We start from the raw sequence: 21,484 nt of genomic DNA, 5'->3' as shown, positions 1-21,484 counted from the left end.
AAACTCCTTGTATTATCGTAAACCTTTATAGTTATAGCCTTGCTTACTCAGTTACGCGAATGTAAAGCAGTGCTTCACTGTTTATCTCTAGGTAGCTCTATATGCATCGTTGCACCGGCATCATCATTATTTGTGGCGTATATTTTCCCTTTATGCAACAACACAAACTCCTTACAGATCGCCAACCCTAAGCCCGTACCACCAGCGCCACTGTTCGTCGTACTACTTTGCACAAACTTAGAAAATATTTTATCCAATTCATCTTTTGGAATGCCGACTCCCTGATCGCGAATTTCGATTTTTACTGAATCATCTAACGCTTTTACGTTAATAAATACACACGCATGTTCAGGGCTAAATTTAATCGCGTTACCCAATAAATTGCGTATGATCTGATTCATCTGCTCAGAATCACAGGAAACCAATACAGCTTCTTTTGGAGCTGATAATTTAAAGTTGATTTGCTTGGCCAGAGCGCTGCCTGAGACATCATCGATACCTGTTTTAACTATGGTGCACAAGTCTTGAACACTTGGATTGAAAGGAAACCGTCCGGCATCCAACTTTGATAAATCCAGCAAGTTATTCAGCAACAGCAACAACCGCTCACCGCTGGTTTCTATTCTAGATAAATACTTACTCAACTTATCAACGGGTACCTCATCACCGGCAAGCTTGTCGATGCCAAAGCGCGCAAAGCTCAAAATAGAGTGCATGGGTGTGCGCAACTCGTGCGACATATTGGCTAAAAATTCAGACTTACTCACATTCGCAGCCTCCGCTGCTTCTTTCGCTTTTTGTAACTGCGCAGTTCGGGCCTGAACCTCCGCTTCAAGCACTTCTTTTGCCTCTTCCAACACCTGCTGTCTTTTTTTCAAGTGCGTCACATTCTTTAAAATAACCGAAAAAGCTAATTCGCCATGATGGTCAATCTCATGAAATGTGCCCATCAAAGGCACGTTTTTATTTTCGTGAGTAAGTAATAACTCACAGTCAAAGCTCCTTTTACCTTTAAGCTCTTGTATGTGCTGCTTCAAACTCGCAACTGACTCTTCATCAAAAATTTCAAATATAGACCTTGAACGTATTTTTTCTTGTGAACATTGAAATAACTCAACACACGCATCATTACCCTCAATAATATTGCCGTTGCGTGTGAATAGCATAATTGAGTCTGGGGTGTGTTTATAAATCACACGCAGCAAACTATCACGCTCAATCAGCGCATCTACCGTATCTTGTAACCGCTCGACCAGCTCCTGATTGTGTCGTTTTAGCATTTCTGTTTGCCAAAGTTTGTGTAAGGCTTTTAATAAATCACCATCATCAAACGGACTAATGAGTACATCCTCAACTCCTTGACGAATCGCTTCTAACATATCTATTTGGTCGGCTTTTTCGGTGTACAATAAACAACGTATGCCAGAATTGATTGACTTGAGCTGACTAAACAACTCCAACGCACTTTTATCATGAGGTTCAAAGGCAGCAATAAGAAGATCGATACTCAACTTCTGCGCCTGTGCTAATCCTGCAAAGCTCGACTCGGCAGTAAAAACTTGTAGTTGTGCCCCAGATAAACTTGAAGCTAGGTCAGCTAGGCGAGGAATTGAATGATCAACCAAGAGAACGGTCGGTAAAACCAAGCGGCTTTCTGCGCCTATTTCAAATACCCTTTCGAGTAGATTCGTTATTTCCTTATTAGAAAAAAATGGATATACCACAATGCCATTGGGCAATGCTTTATTAAATTGACTGAAAATTGCCAACTGCTGTGCATTGTCAGGTTTAGGAGCTAATAAAATAAGTTTATCGTGTTCACGCAGTGTAGCGAGTTTATCAAGATAGGTATTCGGAATGCCGTTGGCAATCGCCACCGCTTTATACTCGGTAAGATCATCGAGTTGTTCAAGCATTCTGTAATGAATATGCTCAACCTCTCCCCCCAACAGTTCAAACAACACTTTGAGACGCATTGCCAACACACTGTTACTGTCGATGATCAAAACCTTGTTCGTCATATTGCTACACAGATTTATCCTTAGTGTGTTTCTAGTGTAGACGAATTTTTGAGCACCTGAATATCGTTCGTCAAAGGTTACTTCAAGTGCTTGCCCATAATCGTTAGATTGTAATGTTTATCATCCATCACTGCGACCTCAGGCAGTTCCCCCCAACAACTAAAGCCATGCTTTTTAAATAAACTGATGCTCGGCGTGTTATGACTAAAAATAAATCCTAATAGCGTTGTCACGCCAATACTGGGCGCGTGGTTTTGTGCAAATGCCATTAGAGTGTGTCCAAGCCCCTTTCCTCGTGCGCTTGTCGCAATGTAAATGCTAACTTCACACGTTTGATCATAGGCTGGGCGACCATAAAAGGATTTAAAACTTAGCCAAGCCAATATTTCGCCACCAGATTCATATACAAATAATGGACGACGTGCATGATGACTGTCGAACCATGGTAAACGTTGTGCAAACTTGTTGGCTCGGTATCTGCTGTGACCATTCGACCAGCAATCGTTTCATTATAAATGTCAACGATATGCTGTAAGTCACTGCGCTGTGCTACTCTTATTGTCATTGTCGAAAAACTTGATCAAAATTTTAGATGTTGGCGTATCATAGAAGATATTCATCATAGAGGGAAAGCCAGTGTTCAGAAAATTAATGTTTCGAACCTTTGTATTGTGCGGCATTTTGGCCAGTACACAACCATTAGCCAGTGAATGTGACGACTTCACTAATGTAGAGCTTAGAAAATTGCGTTCAGAAGACACAATCAATCTATGCCAGTTTAAAAACAAGCCTTTATTAATCGTCAACACCGCTAGTAACTGCGGCTTTACAGATCAATTTACTGGCCTAGAAGAGCTTCATAAAACCTATCAAGATAAGGGGTTGGTGGTACTTGGTTTCCCATCAGATGATTTCTTTCAAGAAGAAAATGATGAAAAAGATACTGCTAAGGTCTGTTTTATAAACTACGGCGTCACTTTCAATATGTTTGCCACCTCAGCAGTGCGTGGGGACGATGCAAACCCTATTTTTCAATACCTAAACGAACAAACTAGCTCCCCCAACTGGAATTTTTACAAATACTTAGTATCCGCAGATAGAAAACAAGTTACGCGCTTTAACAGCCGCACTAAGCCTTTATCTAAAGAGCTAACCAGTGCCATCGAAAAAGCACTACAGTAGAAATCGTGAGTTTTTAATGTTCTTGTATTAGAATAAAGTTTGAGCAAAAAAATAATCATAAGCAAATTATGGAGAGCGTATGACAGTTGCAAGTGCAAGACACATATTAGTTGATAGTGAAGCTGAATGTTTAGATTTGAAAGCCCGTATCGCAGCCGGTGAGGACTTTGCAGAGTTGGCAAAACAGTACTCAAGCTGTCCATCTGGACAAGATGGCGGCGCATTAGGAGAGTTTGGTCCCGGCATGATGGTACCAGAATTTGACAAAGTCGTTTTTTCGGCACCAATTAATGAAGTGCAGGGTCCTGTGCAAACACAATTTGGGTTTCACTTACTTGAAGTTACTAGCCGCTCCGAGTAACTTATTAATTATATTAGTGAGGCCGCTCTATGCGGCTTTTTTTATACCTTGTTTGATAAGGAAATACTATGCAACTATACGGTTCTAATACCTCTCCTTATGCTCGTCGTATTCGGATGTTATGCGCCTTTCACAACTTAAACATTGATTATCGACATTTAGATATTTTCAGTGAAGAAGGCAAAGCGGTGTTAGTCGCCAATAACCCAGCAAGGAAAATTCCTTTCCTTGTGGATGGAGAGCACACTGTATGTGACTCTGGCGTGATACAAAGATACCTCACAGACAAATTTAACTTAACGAAGATGAGCTACTGGCAGGAAAATCAACTGACCAACATTAATGCGTGTAATGATTCACTGGTAGAACTACTGTTATGTTCGCGCTCAGGCTTTGATATTCATAGTGATGTTTTATTTTTTAATTTGCAAAGAGAGCGTATTGCAGCCGTATTAACCGATTTAAATGAACAATGCGTTAAAACTGATTTTTTAGACTGCGACTATTTGAAGATCAGTTTATACTGCTTGCTGGATTGGATCATATTTAGATCTTTAGCCGAATTGGCACCCTACAACGCACTGCTGAGCTTCTATGAAGTTCACAAAAGTTTACCGGGAAGTACACATTCTGATCCAAGAATATGATGATCAAATCAAAGAGGTAAAGAAAATGAACGACATTGAAATAGAATCAGAATTAGTCACCTTTGTAGAGCAAGTGCGCAAGAATGATCAAATTTGGGCACTAGGTGCAGAAGATGGTGGTGTTGTAGTGTGTGAATCAAATCAGTTCGAAGAAACTGATGTATTGCTAATCTGGGACAGTGAGCAAAAAGCACAGGCGCAGTGCAAAGACGAATGGCAGGATTATTCACCCGTGGCCATCGCTCTGGATGAGTTTTTAGATGAATGGGTTGAAGATCTCAATGAAGATCAAGCCTTGTTTGGCCTAAACTGGAATGATGACAATGTGTGCGTAGAGATTGAACCTGTCGGACTAGCTCGCGCGCTCGTTGACTAGCGCTATAAGTGTTCCTTCTATGGCGCGCACATATGCCTGCGCGCCTTCGCCCTTAACGCTTGGCGGCATTAATGGCTCAGCACCAGCGATTACCGCTCTGTCATAACTTTCACTTACGTTGCTACAACATAGGGTCAACTCAAAGCCCAATGCTGGCTGCTTAGGCTGGGCACGAATATAGCTTTGCTTAAATTGTGCTTGTGCCAAAGGATGAGACGCAAATCCCAAAATCACCTCACCACTGTCTATCTCACCATAATCTCCCGACTCTGTTAAGGCTAGAGTGCTTAATCCAAAAGCTTGATAATAGAAATCTAAAACTTCTTCAACATTGTCTACATATATGATTGTTTTTGCATAGCGCATGAATACTTCACTCATTTAATCACAGCCCTGTTCACATCGGGCTTTGTTTTACTTAAGCATAAAATCAAAACGGGGCAAAATACAATCAAAGCGTGCGACAACTTTTGCGCAAATCTGTGGATATTGTGAAGGTAAAAAAAACGACACATTGAGTGTCGTTTTTTTACTGAAATTATGACTTGTTACGATTCTCTTTGGTAAATGCTCTGAGCTTACGCTTTTGAGATAAAGTCATTTTGTTACTGCGACCAGCGTAAGGGTTATCCCCTTCTCGGAACTCTATCTTTATCGGCGTGCCCATAATATTGAGCGCTTTTCGATAGTAGTTCATCAAATAACGTTTGTAGCTATCAGGCAGGTCGTGAACCTGATTGCCATGAATAACAATCCTTGGTGGATTATAACCACCAGCGTGAGCATACTTGAGTTTCACACGGCGACCACGTACCAGTGGTGGCTGGTGATCTGCTTGTGCCATATCCATAATACGACGCAGCATTGCAGTGCTAATACGCTTAGTCGCTGACTCGTAAGCTTCGTTCACCGATTCAAACAGGTGACCCACGCCTGTACCATGTAGGGCAGAGATGAAGTGTAAACGGGCAAAATCGATAAACCCGAGTCTGCGGTCAAGTTCAGACTTAATACGCTCTTTTACGTAGTCATCCAACCCATCCCACTTGTTCACCGCTATCACCAATGATCGACCTGAGTTAAGGGCAAATCCTAACAAGCTAAGATCTTGATCTGAAATACCTTCTCTTGCATCAACCACCAACAATACAACGTTCGCATCTTCAATCGCTTTAAGTGTTTTGATCACCGAAAACTTTTCGACCACATCGCTGACTTTCTTACGCTTACGCACACCAGCCGTATCGATAAGCACGTATTCACGCTCATTTCGTGTCATTGGGATGTAGATAGAGTCTCGCGTTGTGCCTGGCATATCATACACAATCACCCTTTCTTCACCTAAGATACGATTAGTTAGTGTTGACTTACCAACATTAGGACGGCCAATGATAGCAAGCTTAATGGGTTTGTCTTCAAAACCTGATTTGCCATCTTCACCGTCTTCGCCTTCAAGATATAACTCAGCTAACTCAGTATCATCTTGCTGTAGTTCATCTTCTTGACTGGCAAGCTCAGCGATAACGGGCTGTAAGGTCACCTCAAGTAATTGAGTTACCCCACGGCCATGTGCCGCAGCAATTTGATACACTTCACCTAGCGCTAGCTGATAAAATTCAGCGCAGCTAGAATCTGCGTCAATACCATCAGTCTTATTGGCAACCAAAAAGCATTTTTTTTGCTGTTTACGTAAGTGTTGCGCAATAGCCTGATCAGCAGCGTTCATACCCGCACGCGCATCAACCAGAAAGAGTACAATATCAGCTTCTTCAATCGCTAACAGCGATTGCTCGGCCATTTCTGTTTCAATACCTTCTTCAGAGCCATCAATACCGCCAGTATCGACCACGATGAACTCATACCCATCATAATTGGCTTGGCCGTACTTACGGTCACGCGTAAGACCTGGAAAATCAGCCACCAAAGCATCTCTAGTACGCGTTAAGCGGTTAAACAGTGTGGATTTACCCACATTAGGTCGCCCAACAAGAGCGATCACCGGAAGCATAGACTACCTCTTTAATAAACAACAAAAGGCTTCGCAAAGCGAAGCCTTAACAAACTTAACTAAATATTAAGTGTTACGGAATTTTTACTGCGCTGACTTCACCATCTCGGGTGTACAAAATAAGTTTGTCATCAGCTTTCACTGGCTCAGTAAAAAAGCCCGAACTATCAAACGATTCACGTGATACTAGCTGACCTGATTGTTTATCAAGCCAATGAAGATTACCTTCTTGATCACCTAAGACGATGTAGTTACCTGCAACCGTAGGGGCTGTTAAGTACCATCCTCTAAGTGCTGGCTGACTCCAGCGTTCAATACCTGACTCTTTGTCCAAGGCATAAACCACGCCATCGCTATCAACAATATAAATAATATTTAGATCTATGGTCAGATCGCGATAGCTACTATATTCTCGCTTCCAAACCACGTTACCGTTACGAACATCAACTGCCGCTAAATTACCATTATAGCCGATTGCATATACTAACGCGCCGCTAACTACAGGCTTAGTATCAACATCTACCAAACGTTCAAACTCTGATGAACCTTTAGCCAAAGCAACGTCAACACTCCACGCACTGTAACCATTTTCTGCGATTAACACTGAGAGCTTGCCACTTTCCTCACCAAATAGCACACCGCCATTTGCTGAAGTTGGAGAACTGAGTCCTCGTAGAGTCAATGCCGGCACTTCTTGTTCATGGCGCCAACGCTCTTCACCTGTATCAGGATGCAAAGCGAGTAACTTGCCCGATCCTAGGTTAACGTATATCAGTCCATCACCCGCAGCTGGAGATGAAAGTGCTTCACCAGGCACATTTTTGCGCCAAACTATTTCACCCGAATCTCTGTTAATTGCAATCACTTCACCGTGCTCAGAGCCGATATAAATGTTGCCATAAGCTTGCAAGATACCGCCAGACAACTTAGCACTGTCGTTATCTTCCCACGGCCAAAACGCAGGCGCTTTGCGTGTATCAGTTTCCCACAAGGTTTTACCTGTATCAGCGTTAAGCGCTTTAACTCGACCGTAACGTTCAGCCACAAATACCATATCTTGATATACAGCTGGAGTCAGTCGCGAGAAATAATGCTCAACGCCACTACCCACACTTTCTTGCCATAGAATTTGCGTTTCAAACTGGTTGGTTATTTGTGGCAATACCAGTTCATCTTCATCATCATCACTTGATGAACACCCCAACAACGACGCCATACATAACGCCAAGGTTGCCATACTAAGCTTCTTCATGCTGATGACTCCTATGCAGCAGGCTGGGCGGCTGCTAAGTCGTCTAACTTAATTTTCAGCAGAGTATTTGCATTGTCAGATGACGCATCTAAAGCGACCTGATACTGGCTTTTTGCCTGTTCTTTATCGCCCTGAGCTAAGAATGCATCACCCTTAATTTCAGCGATTTGGGCTTTAAAACTGCTAGGCATAGGCTGATCCAACGTCGCCATAGCAGCATCAAACTTTTGTTGTGCGAGTTGAACGCGCGCCAAACGAGTTAATGCGGTTGCCTTTAATTCAGGACTCGCTACATTATCAGCAGCCCATTGCAGCTTTTGCGCAGCTACATCAAGTTGTCCTTTATCGGCAGCTTCTTTGGCAGCAACAAACGCTGCTAAAACTGCATAGCTAGAATCCGCATTCTCTTTAACGAAGCTCTCACTAGCAGCAAGTACGTCATCACTTTCAACAAATTTATTGTATGCATTTGATGTCGCTTCAGCGGTGTCAATTTGATTCTGGTTGTAAGCTTTCCAACCATATAAACCACCCAGACCAATCACGATGCCCAACGTCAACGACACGCCATTTTCGCGGAAAAATCGTTTTATGGCTTCTGCCTGTTGTTCTTCTGTTGAGTAAATTTCCATTCTAACCTCTTATTCTGTCAGTGCTTGCAATAAGGTTGTTACCTCAGCTAACGACACTGTAATTTGTTCTTTTTGTTCTCGCAGATACTTTACGGTGACTTTACCTTCTGCAAGCTCATCTTCACCCAAAATTAGGGCAACTAAAGCATCGCTTTTATCTGCGCGTTTTAATTGTTTCTTGAAATTACCACCACCGGCATGAACCATGACACGTAACCCTGACACGTCTGTGCGCAATTGCTCGGCAATAACTGGTGCCTGAATGCTCGCTTTGTCACCCATCGCTGCAACATAAACATCCGCACTGCGACGAATCTGACCAACACACTCAAGCTCTTGTAGCATCAGTACCAGACGCTCTAGACCCATGGCAAAACCTACTGCTGGGGTGGCTTTACCACCAAGCTGCTCAACCAAACCATCGTAACGGCCACCCGCACAAACAGTTCCTTGAGCGCCAAGGCTTTCTGTAACCCACTCAAAAACAGTGCGATTATAATAGTCTAAGCCTCGAACTAGCTTTTCATTAACCTGGTATTCGACGCCAGCTGCATCTAAACGTTCACATAAATTTGCAAAATGTGCTTTTGACTCATCGTCTAAGTGCTCTGACAGCTTCGGCGCATCAACCAGTAGCGCCTGTACCTCAGGGTTTTTACTATCAAGTACACGCAGTGGATTACTGTGCATGCGACGCTTACTATCTTCGTCTAACTGCTCTACGTGCTGTTCTAAAAATGCAACTAGGGCATCGCGATATTGCGCGCGCGCTTCATTTGAACCCAAAGAGTTAAGTTCTAAGCGAACATATTGGCTGATCCCAAACTCTTTCCACAAACGCGCGGTCATCAGGATCACTTCCGCATCAATATCGGCGCTAGCAATACCAAATGTCTCTACACCGAACTGATGGAACTGACGGTAACGTCCTTTTTGTGGACGCTCATGGCGGAACATCGGGCCCATGTACCAAAGGCGCTGCTCTTGGTTGTACAGTAGGCCATTTTCATTTCCTGCACGAACACATACCGCGGTCCCTTCAGGACGAAGCGTCAAGCTATCACCGCTTCTATCATCAAAGGTGTACATTTCCTTTTCAACAATGTCGGTCACTTCGCCGATAGAGCGCTTAAATAGATCGGTAGACTCAACAATCGGAAAACGGATCTCCTGATAACCATAAGACGCCACCGTTTTACGTAATGTCTCTTCAACCTTCTGCCATATTTGCGTTGTACCAGGCAGACAATCGTTCATACCTCGAACTGCTTGAATTTGTTTTGCCACTGAAATTCCTAAATAAATCTGTTTTTTATCAAAGCGATTGCCACAAAGTACCGTATTTGCGCAAAAAATTAATCGCTTATTATACCCAAACCGACTAAAAATGCGACCAACTCACTAACCTGAGCACTCGCAGCACCCATCTGTTGGTTGTAAGCTGGTATAAGTCGGCTATTCAACAATCTTGATATCTATTTCGCCTTGTTGCTCTTTTTTAGCAACAAAGTCGCGCACCTGGGCTTCCAACTGTTCAACTATATTATCATTGTCGATGCGCAGCTTCTGACGCTCACCATTGATATATAAACCAGAACGACGATTCGCCCCTGCTAGACCAATATCACTGACTAACGCTTCACCCGGGCCATTGACCACACAGCCAATCACAGATACCGAGATAGGAGTGATAATATCTTCCAAGCGTTCTTCTAGTTGGTTCATCGTACTGACCACATCAAACTCCTGACGAGAACAACTTGGACAGGCGATAAAGTTAATACCACGAGAACGAATTCGCAGCGATTTTAGAATATCAAAACCTACTTTAATCTCTTGAACTGGATCTGCGGCCAATGATACGCGTAGCGTGTCTCCGATCCCCTCAGCAAGCAACATCCCCAAACCAACCGCAGACTTCACCGAGCCAGAGCGAAACCCACCCGCTTCTGTGATGCCAAGATGTAACGGCTGATCGATTTCCTTTGCAAGCAAACGGTAGGCACCAACGGCTAAAAACACATCCGAAGCCTTCACAGATACCTTGAATTGATCAAAATTGAGGCGCTGAAGAATTTCTACATGGCGCATCGCCGATTCTAATAACGCTTCGGGTGTAGGTTCACCATATTTTTCTTGTAGGTCGCGCTCAAGAGAGCCACCATTTACACCTATACGAATTGGAATATTACGTTCTGCAGCCGCATCCACAACTGCACGTATACGGTCCTCAGAACCGATATTACCGGGGTTAATTCGCAAACAATCTGCGCCATATTCGGCAACTTTTAAAGCAATTCGATAATCAAAGTGAATATCTGTGACTAATGGAATATCAACCTGCTCTTTTATACTCTTAAAGGCTTGTGCAGCATCCATTGTTGGTACAGACACACGAACAATATCTGCGCCTGCATCTTGAATGGCTCTGATCTGCGCCACCGTAGCATCTATATCGAGTGTATTGGTGTTAGTCATGGACTGAACTGCAATGGGTGCACCGTCTCCAATCGGTACATTGCCCACATTAATGCGAGTCGATTTTCTGCGTTTAATAGGAGATTCTGAAAACATGGACGATTACTCTGCTAACGGTAATTTAAATTTTGCTAAACGGTTTCTAGGTAATGCGGACAAGTCGACTAATTGACCATCAAGCTCAACATCGACAGCCTGATGTTTGCCCAACACCACTGAAAAAGGCGCTTTACCATCAACGGTCATGGTATAGCCTGCTTTTTTGACACCAAAGGCAATACGCTCTTCGGTTGCATCGAAAATTTCAACCCAACTGTCATCATTGAAGCGCATAACAATTGTACTTAACGAGGCATCTTTATTCTCAGTCACACCCTGTGATACGTTCTGCTCAGAAGTATGCACATTGACGGCTTCATCACTGAGAGTCTCTTCCTCTAGATTAGGTATGGTATCATTTTGTATCGCTGTGTTCTCGCTTTCAGCTGTTATTTTTTGCCCATCACTGTCTTGTACCGTTGCGCTCTGCGTATCTGAGGTAGCTGCTTTATCCTCAGTTGCCGGTACTACAGATGTGCTATCAGCGTTCGTGAGTGCAGCCTTTGGCTCGGCTGGAGAATTTTCTACCGTGCTATTACTTGTTTGCCACACCCAAACTCCAGATGAGCCAATTACAAGCGCTAAAATAAGATAGCTGAAAATCATTAAACGATTATCACTGGCTTCTTTTTCAGTACGACGTGAAAAACTTTGCATACGCTTTGTCGCTTCTGGCGCTTTTGGTGCATCCATCAAAGCCAAGGTTTTCTCGACATCTAATTCGAGCACACCACAATAACTCCGAATATAACCTCGCACAAACGTCATCGGACCTAAATCTTGATAATCATCTTGTTCTAGTTTTGTTATCTGTAATGCTGTTAACTTTAGACGCGCAGACACGTCTTCAATACTTAACCCCGCAGCAACCCTCGCTGTATGCAACGATTGTCCTGTGGTTGGAGTCTGTTCTTCCATTTCAATGTTTTCTTGTTTCATAAAACGTAACTATCAGGGTCCACTATCAGAATCCCGTAGCCTTCGGTTAAGGCCACATCGGGTGTTAACTCATTCCATCGCATTAAATCATCGATCAGCAATCCATGCTGAGTCGCTATTGTAAACAAAGTATCACCCGTTCTAATCGCATGGGTGACGGCCGGGTTGTTTAAATAAACCTTTTGACCCGCGGCCACTTTATCCGATTCTTTTAAGTTATTCCAACGCAACAAATCAACCAATTTTATATCGTATTTTACCGACAGACTAAATATGTTTTCACCAGCACTCATTACATGAAACGGTACCGTCGGCACTTGCACTTTGTTATTCACCAACGGCAATTGATTTGCAGCAATTTCACTGCGTGCTGGGCGCACTGTAACAATCGTGCCCGAATTTGGTATAAACGTAACTTCACCGGGCTCTGGCTCGTAAAATCGAATCTGTCCAACGCCCTGCTCATCGGATAATGGGGCGTGGTCACTCGGGTTCATGTCCACGTTGTCTTGTGTGGTGACATTATCAATGTTCGAACCGTTTTGCTCGCCCGCTATGGTAGTTTTATTGCCTGAATGCGCTGTGAATTCAGTATTAGTTCTTAAAGAAACACTGCCGCTATGTAAGTTCGCAGACTGAGTTATGCCATCGTGCTTTGGCGTAACCTTACGCTTCACTTTTATCTGTGGTTGTTTTACTACATGACTAGGTGCTTGCGTGATGGTTTTTAATTGCGCTAAGCGGTACTGCTCTTTAAGTCTTACAAACTCACTGTTTTGTAGTGCATCATTGACCACTATTTTCGCTTGATAAGACTCTGGGTAAGTCTGAACAAGCAAGTCAGCCACTTCTTGCGCTTTTTGCAGGTGTCCCATGCTGGTGTTTAGCAAGTGTTGTAATAGCAAGCTACGAGGTGAGATAAAGCCCTTGTCAGCATAATTTTGCACTACCGCCATAGCCTGATGTAAGTCACTTTTTGCGTAAAATAACGCTGCTAAACCAATCAACGCTGACTGGCTGCGACCATCATGATCAATCGCACTATTAAAGTAGTCTTCAGCCTTAATAAAATTATCTTGCTTGATAGCACACAAAGCTAGGTTTTCGTAACTACGAGAGACTCGCAAATAGCTTGGCACATCAATGGCTTTGAAAAACTGCTCTTGAGCTGCTTGATACTCACCAATGCGACACAAGAAAGTCCCATAGTTATTCAAAGTATTTGGATTGTTTGGGTCGATATCAAGCGCTTTACGATACGCTTTACCTGCACGCTCATCTTCACCAACCTGCTCATAATAATATGCCAACGAATAGTGACCTTGCGGTAATTCTGGGGCAAGCTGCAGCGCTTTTTCGAGATTGTATTTGGCTTGGCTGTTATTACCCGCTCGCAAATATTGCAGCGCTAGGGTAATACGAGTTTTGGCAGCCTCTTGGTTATTTGCTTCACTTCTAACATTTGGTTTATTGCGGGTCACTGAACTTGTCTCAGTCACACACCCTGTCAAAAGGCTTAAAACTGTCAGTAAAATAAAGCAAGAACGCATGCACCACCCACCATGTAATAACATTGTGCCCTTATACTACCTAAAAGTCCTTATGATTCATCTATTTTTTACCATAAGGACACGTTTTTTGGGGTTAACCCGCATTTACCTTAACAGCAATCGCATTATCAGCACGTTGCTGCTTTTTTGCTAACCGCTTGGTTCTGTCTACCACATCACCAACTAACTGACCACATGCCGCATCAATATCATCGCCACGAGTACGGCGAACGATACAAGTCAAGCCCGCAGCTTGTAGTACTTTTGAGAAACGGTCAATACGGCTGTTGCTTGAACGACCATATTCGTTCCCTGGGAATGGGTTAAACGGGATCAAATTGATTTTAGACGGTGTGCCTTTGAGCACCTTAACTAACTCATGGGCATGATCGGTACTGTCGTTCACACCTTGCAGCATCACATACTCAATCGTGACATCTTTGTTCGCTTTAGAGCCATCAATGTAACGACGGCATGCCGCTAAAAACTCTTCGATTGGGTATTTCTTGTTTATTGGCACAAGCACGTCACGCAGTTCATTATTTGGAGCATGTAGGGAAATTGCCAGCGCCACATCAATCTTCTCTTTAAGGATGTCTAAGGCTGGCACAACACCTGATGTACTCAATGTTACGCGACGTTTAGACAAACCAAACGCCCAGTCGTCCATCATCAGTTCCATAGCTGGTACAACATTGTTAAGGTTAAGCAGTGGTTCGCCCATCCCCATCATTACCACGTTGGTTACTGGGCGTTTTGTGCTGTCGCCATCATGCATACCAATGTCTTTTGCAACACGCCACACCTGACCGATGATCTCAGACACCTTGAGGTTGCGGTTAAACCCCTGTTGCGCGGTTGAACAGAACGTACACTCTAGCGCGCAGCCCACTTGTGAAGACACGCACAAAGTAGCTCGGTCTTTTTCAGGGATCCAAACGGTTTCAACTTCCTGACCGCCTTCTAATAGTAAGGCATACTTAATAGTGCCATCACTTGCTACTTGTTTGACGGAAATTTCTGGAGCTTTTATTTCACACTCAGCGGCCAACTTCGCTTTAAGCTTTTTATTGATGTTACTCATCTGTTCGAAGTCATCAACACCGAAGTGATAGATCCATTTCATCACTTGATCAGCACGAAATGGCTTTTCGCCGAATGTAGCAAACAGCTCGCGCATCCCCTCGCGGTTTAAATCAAGTAAGTTAATCTTTTTCTCGGTATTGGCCATGAAACAACCTCAATTCAGGTGACGGTATAACATTAATAAGGTAGCCGCACATTGTACAAAAAACGAACAACTATAACAATCTTAGCATGCGTGCTTTGCTAAATATTCAGAACTAAAACGAATTAAACCCTTAGCAAAACATTTTAGGGACGAAAAAAGGGCTCAAAAGCCCTTCTTTCATGCTCACTGACTCGAAATTAACGAGTACGTGGGCAAATTTCTTCTTCAGCGAAGAAGTAAGCGATTTCGCGAGCAGCTGATTCAGGTGCGTCTGAACCGTGTACCGCGTTCTCGTCGATGCTGTCTGCGTAGTCAGCACGTAATGTACCAGCTAGAGCTTCAGCAGGGTTAGTAGCACCCATGATTTCACGGTTCTTACGAACTGCATCTTCACCTTCAAGAACCTGAACCATTACTGGGCCAGACGTCATGAAAGAAACTAAAGCACCGAAGAAGGGACGCTCTTTGTGCTCTGCGTAGAAACCTTCAGCTTTCTCTTGAGAAAGGTGAACCATTTTAGAAGCAACGATCTTAAGACCAGCTGATTCGAAACGGTTATAGATTGCACCGATGTGGTTTTTAGCTACCGCATCAGGCTTGATGATTGAAAAAGTACGCTCTAAAGCCATCTTTTTTGCTCCAAAATAGTTTGTGATTATTGACGGGCGCGAATTATACGCGTTTTAGCTGCAAAAACCTACTACATTTACCTGTAATGTTGCGAAGTTGATGCACAAGCAAACGGCATTCTCAATAAAACAATTTATGATCTACATCAAAATATCCCCTTCATACATCTCTTATACTGCCCCGCTTTTTTATTTCAGTGTCAATTTTGACCCCAACAGCTGGCTTGTACCCAGTTCGATGTATGAGGTTTTACTATGTTTGTACCAGAACTCCTTTCGCCTGCGGGTAGTTTAAAGAATATGCGTTACGCTTTTGCGTATGGTGCCGATGCGGTCTACGCCGGTCAGCCACGTTATAGTCTACGTGTTCGCAATAACGAATTTGATTTAGATAATTTGGCACTAGGTATTAACGAAGCCCACCAACAAAACAAAAAACTTTACGTCGTGTCAAACATCGCACCGCACAATAGCAAAGTAAAAACTTACTTACGCGATATTGAGCCGGTGATAGCCATGCAACCCGATGCGCTGATCATGTCAGATCCTGGCCTCATTATGTTGGTACGTGATAAATGGCCAGATATGCCGATCCACCTATCTGTACAAGCCAATGCGGTTAACTATGCCAGCGTGCAATTTTGGGCCAAACAAGGTATTGAGCGCGTGATCTTATCTCGCGAACTCTCACTGGAAGAAATCGCTGAGATCCGCGAACTGTGTCCACAAACCGAGTTAGAAGTCTTTGTACATGGCGCATTGTGTATGGCGTATTCAGGTCGCTGTTTGTTATCTGGTTATATTAATAAGCGCGATCCAAACCAAGGCACCTGTACCAATGCTTGTCGTTGGGAATATGACGTAAAACCGGGTAAAGAAACCGAAACGGGTGAGGTAGTACACAAAATAGACCCGAAATCCGTTATTCCAACGCTCGGTGAAGGCCAACCCACTTCCGAAGTGTTTATGCTTGAAGAACAAGGCCGCCCTGGTGAATACATGCCCGCGTTTGAAGATGAGCATGGCACCTATATCATGAACTCTAAAGATTTGCGTGCCGTGCAGTATGTGGACCAACTTACGAAAATGGGCGTACATAGTTTGAAAATAGAAGGCCGTACTAAGTCTTTCTATTATGTTGCTCGAACAGCGCAAGTGTATCGTAAAGCCATCGACGACGCTGTTGCTGGTAAGCCTTTTGATCCAAACCTGATGCATACCCTAGAGAACTTAGCTCATCGTGGATATACCGAGGGCTTTTTAAAGCGCCATGCCCATCAAGACTATCAAAACTATGAGTATGGTCACTCGGTGTCTGATAAGCAGCAGTTTGTTGGTGAAGTGTTAGGCCGCCACGATAATGGCTTGGTAGAAATTGATGTGAAAAACAAGTTCTGTACTGGACACAGTCTTGAGCTGATGACGCCACAGGGTAATATTGCCTTTAACCTTGAACATATGGAAAACAAAAAAGGCGAACGCATTGACGATGCCAAAGGTTCTGGTCACATCGTAAAAATTCCATTGCCTGAGGACATCAATTTAGATCACGCCATTTTAATGCGTAATCTAGACGACAACCAAGACACACGTAATCCATTTAAAAAGGCCTAATCATGGCGTTGATGATCAATTCCAAATGCATCAACTGTGATATGTGTGACCCTGAATGCCCGAATCAGGCCATCTATTTTGGTGAAAAAATCTATGAGATTGACCCAAATAAATGTACTGAGTGTGTCGGGCACTATGATACTCCCACCTGTGTGAGCGTCTGCCCCATTGACTGTATCAAACCCGATCCTAACCACAAAGAAGACTTAGATACATTGGCGGAAAAGTACTTGCGTTTGACAGGTCAAATTTAATTCAAACATTCTGAACTAGCTTTATGACAGGCTAGTTCAGATTATTTAAGCTATTAAGGCCCCAAAAAGCGACGGGGTTCATAGGCGTCAACATCTTGTAGCTGAGTGAACTTCCTCTCCAACACACTAAAATAAATGGGCATCTTCATCTTGAGACGACGTAAGCGCTGATAGTGATACTTATCTAACTGAGTATTACTCAATAGGTAGTCCAGTAGCTTTTTCTGCTCTGAGTTTATATAGGCGGCTCTGAAAGGGATCACTCTGTCTAGCAGTAATTGAAGGGGATCTCTACCAAACTTATAGCCATGTAAATATGGAAATGCCTCAGTTAACTCTAATGCACGACCATAGTTACGCTCATATATCATTTCATACATTACAGACGGAGATGTTTTGCCGACTGCTTTATAATCATTCAAAAATTGATGGTAGTCACCCGTTTCAAATTCCAAAAAAGCAGCTTTATAAAAATCAATATACCATGAGTTTTGCATCACGATATCAAGCGCTTTATGGCCAATATTTGTAAACAGCTGGTACGCTAAATAGTTTTGTTCATGGGGAAGAGATTGATTCCCTAGTTGGATAATTTCTGGCGTTATTTCACTTACCCCATCCACTATACTGTCAAGTTTAGATAAATGTTCGTGTCCACTCCCCCGTTAATGAGACACCAAGAAAACCCCCCTAGATATTTTTACTACTCACTTCCATTAAAAATTATATTTCCATACCTCCCCCACTGCTCTAATATATTTTCATACCTCAAATTAACACTATAATGACCAGAAAACCTAAAATCTGCCTGCCCCTTGCGTTTAACATCAACCCTAATCTTTCTAATCCAATTTCTATTTTTACAACTATAAAAGAAATAAAAACCTAAATACTCCAACTCATCTAGCGCAATTCTTTCGCCGTCAAAGCAAACATATTTGTCAGTAAGAAATATATCCTTCACAACTTTAAAGTAAGAATATAATGAGTAAATAAAGTAAAGAATAAAAAATGGTGTTAGGAAGTACAAAACCTTTTCTTGCCCATAATCAACTGAATTTTCGTTAAAATACCAATACACGCCTTGGCATGAGAAAAAAAATGACAAAACAATTTCATAGTTCATTTTTTTCTTTTTTAGGTGTAGTTTCTTCATACTTTCCTTAAAAACACAGTGGATACATTACTCTCCACATTTTGTAAAAATCAGGTTTGGTAATGTGCAAGCTGGCTAGATCCACACCAAATGAACAATTCATCTAGCGAATTCAAGTTTGCTTCAGCCACGCATTTATAGCACCTCCATCATCGCTTTCTAATAAATCCGCCAACTTACTGTTCCTTTCTAAAATCGCTACGCCACCTTTGCTTTCGAAAACATCATTCCCTTTGGCTATCTTTCTACAGCGTGGTCTTTGTATGGAATATCACTCTCTAAATAAGTTTTCTAAAACGTGGACTCTGAAAAAACTAGAAAATAAAATAAGAACTCTATATCGCTCGGTGCTTACTCACCATTTTTACTAATTTTTATTTTCTCATGACCTTTATACATATCGACTAACGTTTCATATCTAGCATTGAGGCTAAAAATACCTGAAAAGAAAAACGCTTCGCCATTATTGTATTTATAGTAAATCTCAACCTTCCTAACCCAGTTAAGCGACTTAAAGGCATATATAATATGAACATTAACACAACTAAGTTCATTCATATCAATCTTACGACCATCTAAAGACAAATAACTCTCACACAAAGTGACATTTTTATACATTCTAAAAAAAGAAAATGATACGTATAAAAAAACCACAAAAAACATAGGAGTCAAAAAATACAGTATCTTTATTTTACTTTCATCTATATATTCTTGGTTAAAGTGTAAAAAAACACCATGCAAGGTAAAATAAAGCGATATAATCACTTCATAATTAATTAACTTCTTTTTCAGTTTTAGCACTTAGATCCTTCCATAGTAATGGCTATAGCTTTTTGACAGTACAAGGGATAAAGAAGGGTACGATACAGGTACAACCGAATCAACAGATTTATACTTGATCCCTGATAGTTGGCCGATCATGCCTAATATGTATCCTGTTCAATGTGTAATTGCTTAGATAGTTTAAGAAAAAACAAAAAAGGCTCACATGGTGAGCCTTTTGGTGGGAATCTTCTATTTGATTAGAATTTGTATTCGATACCTAAACCTAGGTAGTCACGCTCAACTTGGTTATCACCATCAAATGTCGAGTAGAAACCGTACAGTTTAGTCGCTTTGTTTAGCTTGTGATCGATACCGATTGAAATACCATCTAGCTTATCGCCTTGGTCAAAATCAAGTACCTGATATTGTGCTTTTAACGTGTTTGCACCAAAGCTATACGCAGCGTTTAGTAAGTAACCATCTGCTTCTTCAGAACCGTCAACTTTCTCTTGCATTTGGTACATAGCACCAAGTTTAAAGTCAGCTACTTTACCTTGTACTGAGAAACGTACTGCATCGCGACCTTTTACTTCGCTATCTACAGCAACCGCTGCGTAAATAGATGACTTTTTCAAGCCACTGTCGCCATAAGTTAGCGCCGTTGAAAAACCGTTTTCACCATCTTTTTTATCTTCAGCGATGTAGGTACCTAATACTTTAAAACCATTGAAGCTTGCAGACTTATAAGAAATTGAGTTACCTAAACGGTTTTCACCCTTGAATAAGTTTTTGATATCACCTTCAAGGTCGTTGAATAAATCAAGCTTGCCTTGTGATTGCTTAAAAGCTGTATCGTTGCGGCCAATTACGACTTCACCAAAGCTACCTTTTAAACCCACGTATTGGTTACGTGCTGTGATGTTGTCATCTTCACCTTTTGAATCTGCGTCAGACAAGTCGACTTGAAACTCAAGTTTGTAGATAACTTCTAGACCACCTTCTAGTTTTTCAGCGCCTTTGAAACCAAAGCGAGATGCATTACTTTTGATCTCAGTTGCTGAACCTTCACCTTCATCACTCGATTGCAGTGAAACGTTCGCTTTACCGTATACTGTAACATCAGCATAGGCATTTAATGAAAGCGCACTCAATACAGAGAACAAAAGTGCAGAGTTAGTCAGTTTCATGTGTATTTCCTCAATATCGCAACACGTTAATTTTTAAAACAAGCGCAGTTTGCCAGCGCTTAATGACAGAAATATTACACACACTAAAAAGCAGTAAAAAAACTGACTTAAATATGAAATCATAAAGAAATATTTTAAAATATCTCAATAATATCAACAGAGTAAACGAATTACCCAAAAAGAAAACATGTCATAAAAAAACAATAGAAATGACATTATTTCAATGACATAAGTAAACTTGTGATGGTTTCTATTTGTTCTTTTTGCTCGTTATCTTTGTGATAAGCGATAAAGATCTCTCGTGATACTTGATCAACACAATCAATATGAAATAGCTTGCCTTGCTCTATCATATCTTGCGCTAGTGCTTGTGGAATAAATGCACTGCCACCACATTGCATGATTAAATCTAGCGCGATTCTGCCCGTGCTGGTTCTAAAATAAGGCGGCGTTGTGCCAGCAAACTGCTTAGCGTGCCACAGCGAAAAAGCGGTTCCCCAATCCACATATACGTACTGATTGTTAAAAAATGCCAGCGCATCTTCACACTCAAAGGTACTCACCGGAATAATGGGTAGATCACGAATAGGCTTGACCACTAACTCATCAACTTTAGGGGGATCGAACAACACGGCCAAATCCAGTGTGCGCTCCAGTAACAATCTGGTGCTCTCTTGCTGCGCTTTAACTTCTGCTACTAAAGACACTCCGGGCATTGCGGCAACGATATTATTGATACCAAATTGCAAAAATGCGTCCCAAATATTGGGTGTACCAGAAAGTGACAGCTGCTTATGCATGTTATTCGCCAGTGCAACATCCACCTTGGCCCGCTGCATGCCTGTTAAGATCATGGTAGCGTGGGGCAATAATCGTTCACCTGGTGCTGTCAGCTGAATATTATTACGCTGACGAATGAACAAGTTCACGCCTAAGCTCTGCTCTAATTGCCGAATTCTGAAACTCACAGCCGATTGAGTTATATACAAATTTTCTGCTGCGCGACCAAAATGGCGAGTCTTTACTACTTCCACAAAAGTTTTTAATAGATCTATGTCCACTTTTGTTCCTTACGATAAAAAAAACTTGTTTAAAAAATTTCT

At 42.1% G+C, this 21,484-nt stretch carries 22 protein-coding genes and 1 pseudogene; 6 read left to right on the top strand and 17 right to left on the bottom strand.

Translation table 11 applies throughout. The annotated features are described in order from the left end of the window. Window positions 1–74 precede the first annotated feature (74 nt). Window positions 75–2,021 carry a hybrid sensor histidine kinase/response regulator gene (locus tag C2M32_RS05735; RefSeq protein ID WP_105167518.1) on the bottom strand — a complete coding sequence of 649 codons (1,947 nt, stop codon included), beginning with the start codon at window positions 2,019–2,021 and terminating at the stop codon, window positions 75–77. A 77-nt stretch (window positions 2,022–2,098) separates the two neighbouring features. Next, window positions 2,099–2,586, bottom strand: a pseudogene (locus C2M32_RS05730) (GNAT family N-acetyltransferase). Window positions 2,587–2,672: 86 nt separating this feature from the next. On the opposite strand from C2M32_RS05730, the gene C2M32_RS05725 reads away from it, so the two are divergent. From C2M32_RS05725 to C2M32_RS05710, 4 genes are all read left to right on the top strand, one after another. Then, window positions 2,673–3,203, top strand: coding sequence for a glutathione peroxidase (locus C2M32_RS05725; RefSeq protein ID WP_105167517.1), 531 nt, complete (start codon window positions 2,673–2,675; stop codon window positions 3,201–3,203). Window positions 3,204–3,282: 79 nt separating this feature from the next. Next, window positions 3,283–3,564, top strand: coding sequence for a peptidylprolyl isomerase (locus C2M32_RS05720; protein WP_105167516.1), 282 nt, complete (start codon window positions 3,283–3,285; stop codon window positions 3,562–3,564). Between the two features lie 68 nt (window positions 3,565–3,632). Next, window positions 3,633–4,211, top strand: a complete 579-nt coding sequence (locus C2M32_RS05715; RefSeq protein WP_105167515.1) for a glutathione S-transferase family protein — start codon at window positions 3,633–3,635, stop codon at window positions 4,209–4,211. Window positions 4,212–4,236: 25 nt separating this feature from the next. Next, the gene (locus C2M32_RS05710; RefSeq protein WP_070989869.1) at window positions 4,237–4,587 is read left to right on the top strand and encodes a DUF2750 domain-containing protein; all 351 of its coding nucleotides are present in this window, start codon (window positions 4,237–4,239) and stop codon (window positions 4,585–4,587) included. On the opposite strand, the gene C2M32_RS05705 is transcribed toward C2M32_RS05710, so the two are convergent. From C2M32_RS05705 to ndk, 10 genes are all read right to left on the bottom strand, one after another. Then, on the bottom strand, window positions 4,564–4,953 hold the full coding sequence (locus C2M32_RS05705; RefSeq protein ID WP_105167514.1) for a VOC family protein: 390 nt from the start codon (window positions 4,951–4,953) through the stop codon (window positions 4,564–4,566). The two genes, C2M32_RS05710 and C2M32_RS05705, sit on opposite strands and share 24 nt — an antisense overlap. Before the next feature lie 172 nt (window positions 4,954–5,125). After that, complete coding sequence (der, locus tag C2M32_RS05700; RefSeq protein ID WP_105167513.1) at window positions 5,126–6,595, bottom strand: ribosome biogenesis GTPase Der; 1,470 nt, start codon at window positions 6,593–6,595, stop codon at window positions 5,126–5,128. 73 nt (window positions 6,596–6,668) lie between these two features. Next, window positions 6,669–7,847, bottom strand: coding sequence for an outer membrane protein assembly factor BamB (gene bamB, locus C2M32_RS05695; RefSeq protein WP_105167512.1), 1,179 nt, complete (start codon window positions 7,845–7,847; stop codon window positions 6,669–6,671). An 11-nt stretch (window positions 7,848–7,858) separates the two neighbouring features. Next, window positions 7,859–8,479, bottom strand: coding sequence for a YfgM family protein (locus tag C2M32_RS05690; protein ID WP_105167511.1), 621 nt, complete (start codon window positions 8,477–8,479; stop codon window positions 7,859–7,861). A gap of 9 nt (window positions 8,480–8,488) precedes the next feature. After that, window positions 8,489–9,766, bottom strand: a complete 1,278-nt coding sequence (gene hisS, locus C2M32_RS05685) for a histidine--tRNA ligase (RefSeq protein WP_105167510.1) — start codon at window positions 9,764–9,766, stop codon at window positions 8,489–8,491. A 168-nt stretch (window positions 9,767–9,934) separates the two neighbouring features. Then, the gene (gene ispG / locus C2M32_RS05680; protein WP_105167509.1) at window positions 9,935–11,053 is read right to left on the bottom strand and encodes a flavodoxin-dependent (E)-4-hydroxy-3-methylbut-2-enyl-diphosphate synthase; all 1,119 of its coding nucleotides are present in this window, start codon (window positions 11,051–11,053) and stop codon (window positions 9,935–9,937) included. Window positions 11,054–11,059: 6 nt separating this feature from the next. Continuing rightward, entirely contained in the window at window positions 11,060–11,995 is a 936-nt protein-coding gene (locus tag C2M32_RS05675; protein WP_105167508.1) for a RodZ domain-containing protein, read from the bottom strand. Then, the gene (pilW, locus tag C2M32_RS05670; protein WP_105167507.1) at window positions 11,992–13,545 is read right to left on the bottom strand and encodes a type IV pilus biogenesis/stability protein PilW; all 1,554 of its coding nucleotides are present in this window, start codon (window positions 13,543–13,545) and stop codon (window positions 11,992–11,994) included. Before pilW ends, C2M32_RS05675 begins: the two co-directional genes overlap by 4 nt. A gap of 94 nt (window positions 13,546–13,639) precedes the next feature. Beyond that, window positions 13,640–14,776: a bifunctional tRNA (adenosine(37)-C2)-methyltransferase TrmG/ribosomal RNA large subunit methyltransferase RlmN gene (locus C2M32_RS05665; protein WP_105167506.1), complete on the bottom strand. Its 1,137-nt coding sequence runs from the start codon at window positions 14,774–14,776 to the stop codon at window positions 13,640–13,642. 197 nt (window positions 14,777–14,973) lie between these two features. Further along, window positions 14,974–15,405, bottom strand: a complete 432-nt coding sequence (ndk, locus tag C2M32_RS05660) for a nucleoside-diphosphate kinase (protein ID WP_010377338.1) — start codon at window positions 15,403–15,405, stop codon at window positions 14,974–14,976. Between the two features lie 255 nt (window positions 15,406–15,660). Between ndk and trhP the strand changes: the two genes are divergently transcribed. Together trhP and C2M32_RS05650 are read left to right on the top strand one after the other, a co-directional pair. Further along, complete coding sequence (trhP, locus tag C2M32_RS05655) at window positions 15,661–17,019, top strand: prephenate-dependent tRNA uridine(34) hydroxylase TrhP (protein WP_070989887.1); 1,359 nt, start codon at window positions 15,661–15,663, stop codon at window positions 17,017–17,019. A gap of 2 nt (window positions 17,020–17,021) precedes the next feature. Next, the gene (locus C2M32_RS05650) at window positions 17,022–17,273 is read left to right on the top strand and encodes a YfhL family 4Fe-4S dicluster ferredoxin (RefSeq protein ID WP_070983753.1); all 252 of its coding nucleotides are present in this window, start codon (window positions 17,022–17,024) and stop codon (window positions 17,271–17,273) included. Window positions 17,274–17,326: 53 nt separating this feature from the next. On the opposite strand, the gene C2M32_RS05645 is transcribed toward C2M32_RS05650, so the two are convergent. From C2M32_RS05645 to C2M32_RS05625, 5 genes are all read right to left on the bottom strand, one after another. Further along, entirely contained in the window at window positions 17,327–17,896 is a 570-nt protein-coding gene (locus C2M32_RS05645; protein ID WP_105167505.1) for a hypothetical protein, read from the bottom strand. Window positions 17,897–17,976: 80 nt separating this feature from the next. Continuing rightward, window positions 17,977–18,429 carry a hypothetical protein gene (locus tag C2M32_RS05640; protein WP_105167504.1) on the bottom strand — a complete coding sequence of 151 codons (453 nt, stop codon included), beginning with the start codon at window positions 18,427–18,429 and terminating at the stop codon, window positions 17,977–17,979. 351 nt (window positions 18,430–18,780) lie between these two features. After that, window positions 18,781–19,230 (bottom strand): hypothetical protein, encoded by a 450-nt coding sequence (locus C2M32_RS05635; protein WP_105167503.1) that lies wholly within the window; start codon window positions 19,228–19,230, stop codon window positions 18,781–18,783. A 221-nt stretch (window positions 19,231–19,451) separates the two neighbouring features. Continuing rightward, window positions 19,452–20,381, bottom strand: a complete 930-nt coding sequence (locus C2M32_RS05630; protein ID WP_105167502.1) for a porin — start codon at window positions 20,379–20,381, stop codon at window positions 19,452–19,454. 215 nt (window positions 20,382–20,596) lie between these two features. Next, complete coding sequence (locus C2M32_RS05625; RefSeq protein ID WP_105167501.1) at window positions 20,597–21,442, bottom strand: LysR family transcriptional regulator; 846 nt, start codon at window positions 21,440–21,442, stop codon at window positions 20,597–20,599. Window positions 21,443–21,484: the final 42 nt, after the last annotated feature.

Origin of the sequence: Pseudoalteromonas sp. T1lg23B (assembly GCF_002964665.1) — a bacterium.
GTDB lineage: Bacteria > Pseudomonadota > Gammaproteobacteria > Enterobacterales > Alteromonadaceae > Pseudoalteromonas.
The sequence above is the reverse complement of the archived record's forward strand: the minus strand, read 5'-3'. Positions and strand labels throughout refer to the sequence as shown.

Bases quoted from the DNA above. Each gene is read 5' to 3' on its own strand.
- C2M32_RS05630 (WP_105167502.1), bottom strand. From the start codon at position 20,381: ATGAAACTGACTAACTCTGCACTTTTGTTCTCTGTATTGAGTGCGCTT.
- C2M32_RS05640 (WP_105167504.1), bottom strand. From the start codon at position 18,429: ATGAAGAAACTACACCTAAAAAAGAAAAAAATGAACTATGAAATTGTT.
- C2M32_RS05735 (WP_105167518.1), bottom strand. From the start codon at position 2,021: ATGACGAACAAGGTTTTGATCATCGACAGTAACAGTGTGTTGGCAATG.
- C2M32_RS05690 (WP_105167511.1), bottom strand. From the start codon at position 8,479: ATGGAAATTTACTCAACAGAAGAACAACAGGCAGAAGCCATAAAACGA.
- trhP (WP_070989887.1), top strand. From the start codon at position 15,661: ATGTTTGTACCAGAACTCCTTTCGCCTGCGGGTAGTTTAAAGAATATG.
- pilW (WP_105167507.1), bottom strand. From the start codon at position 13,545: ATGCGTTCTTGCTTTATTTTACTGACAGTTTTAAGCCTTTTGACAGGG.
- bamB (WP_105167512.1), bottom strand. From the start codon at position 7,847: ATGAAGAAGCTTAGTATGGCAACCTTGGCGTTATGTATGGCGTCGTTG.
- ndk (WP_010377338.1), bottom strand. From the start codon at position 15,405: ATGGCTTTAGAGCGTACTTTTTCAATCATCAAGCCTGATGCGGTAGCT.
- C2M32_RS05650 (WP_070983753.1), top strand. From the start codon at position 17,022: ATGGCGTTGATGATCAATTCCAAATGCATCAACTGTGATATGTGTGAC.
- ispG (WP_105167509.1), bottom strand. From the start codon at position 11,053: ATGTTTTCAGAATCTCCTATTAAACGCAGAAAATCGACTCGCATTAAT.
- C2M32_RS05705 (WP_105167514.1), bottom strand. From the start codon at position 4,953: ATGCGCTATGCAAAAACAATCATATATGTAGACAATGTTGAAGAAGTT.
- C2M32_RS05720 (WP_105167516.1), top strand. From the start codon at position 3,283: ATGACAGTTGCAAGTGCAAGACACATATTAGTTGATAGTGAAGCTGAA.
- der (WP_105167513.1), bottom strand. From the start codon at position 6,595: ATGCTTCCGGTGATCGCTCTTGTTGGGCGACCTAATGTGGGTAAATCC.
- C2M32_RS05675 (WP_105167508.1), bottom strand. From the start codon at position 11,995: ATGAAACAAGAAAACATTGAAATGGAAGAACAGACTCCAACCACAGGA.
- C2M32_RS05665 (WP_105167506.1), bottom strand. From the start codon at position 14,776: ATGGCCAATACCGAGAAAAAGATTAACTTACTTGATTTAAACCGCGAG.
- C2M32_RS05710 (WP_070989869.1), top strand. From the start codon at position 4,237: ATGAACGACATTGAAATAGAATCAGAATTAGTCACCTTTGTAGAGCAA.
- C2M32_RS05715 (WP_105167515.1), top strand. From the start codon at position 3,633: ATGCAACTATACGGTTCTAATACCTCTCCTTATGCTCGTCGTATTCGG.
- C2M32_RS05725 (WP_105167517.1), top strand. From the start codon at position 2,673: ATGTTTCGAACCTTTGTATTGTGCGGCATTTTGGCCAGTACACAACCA.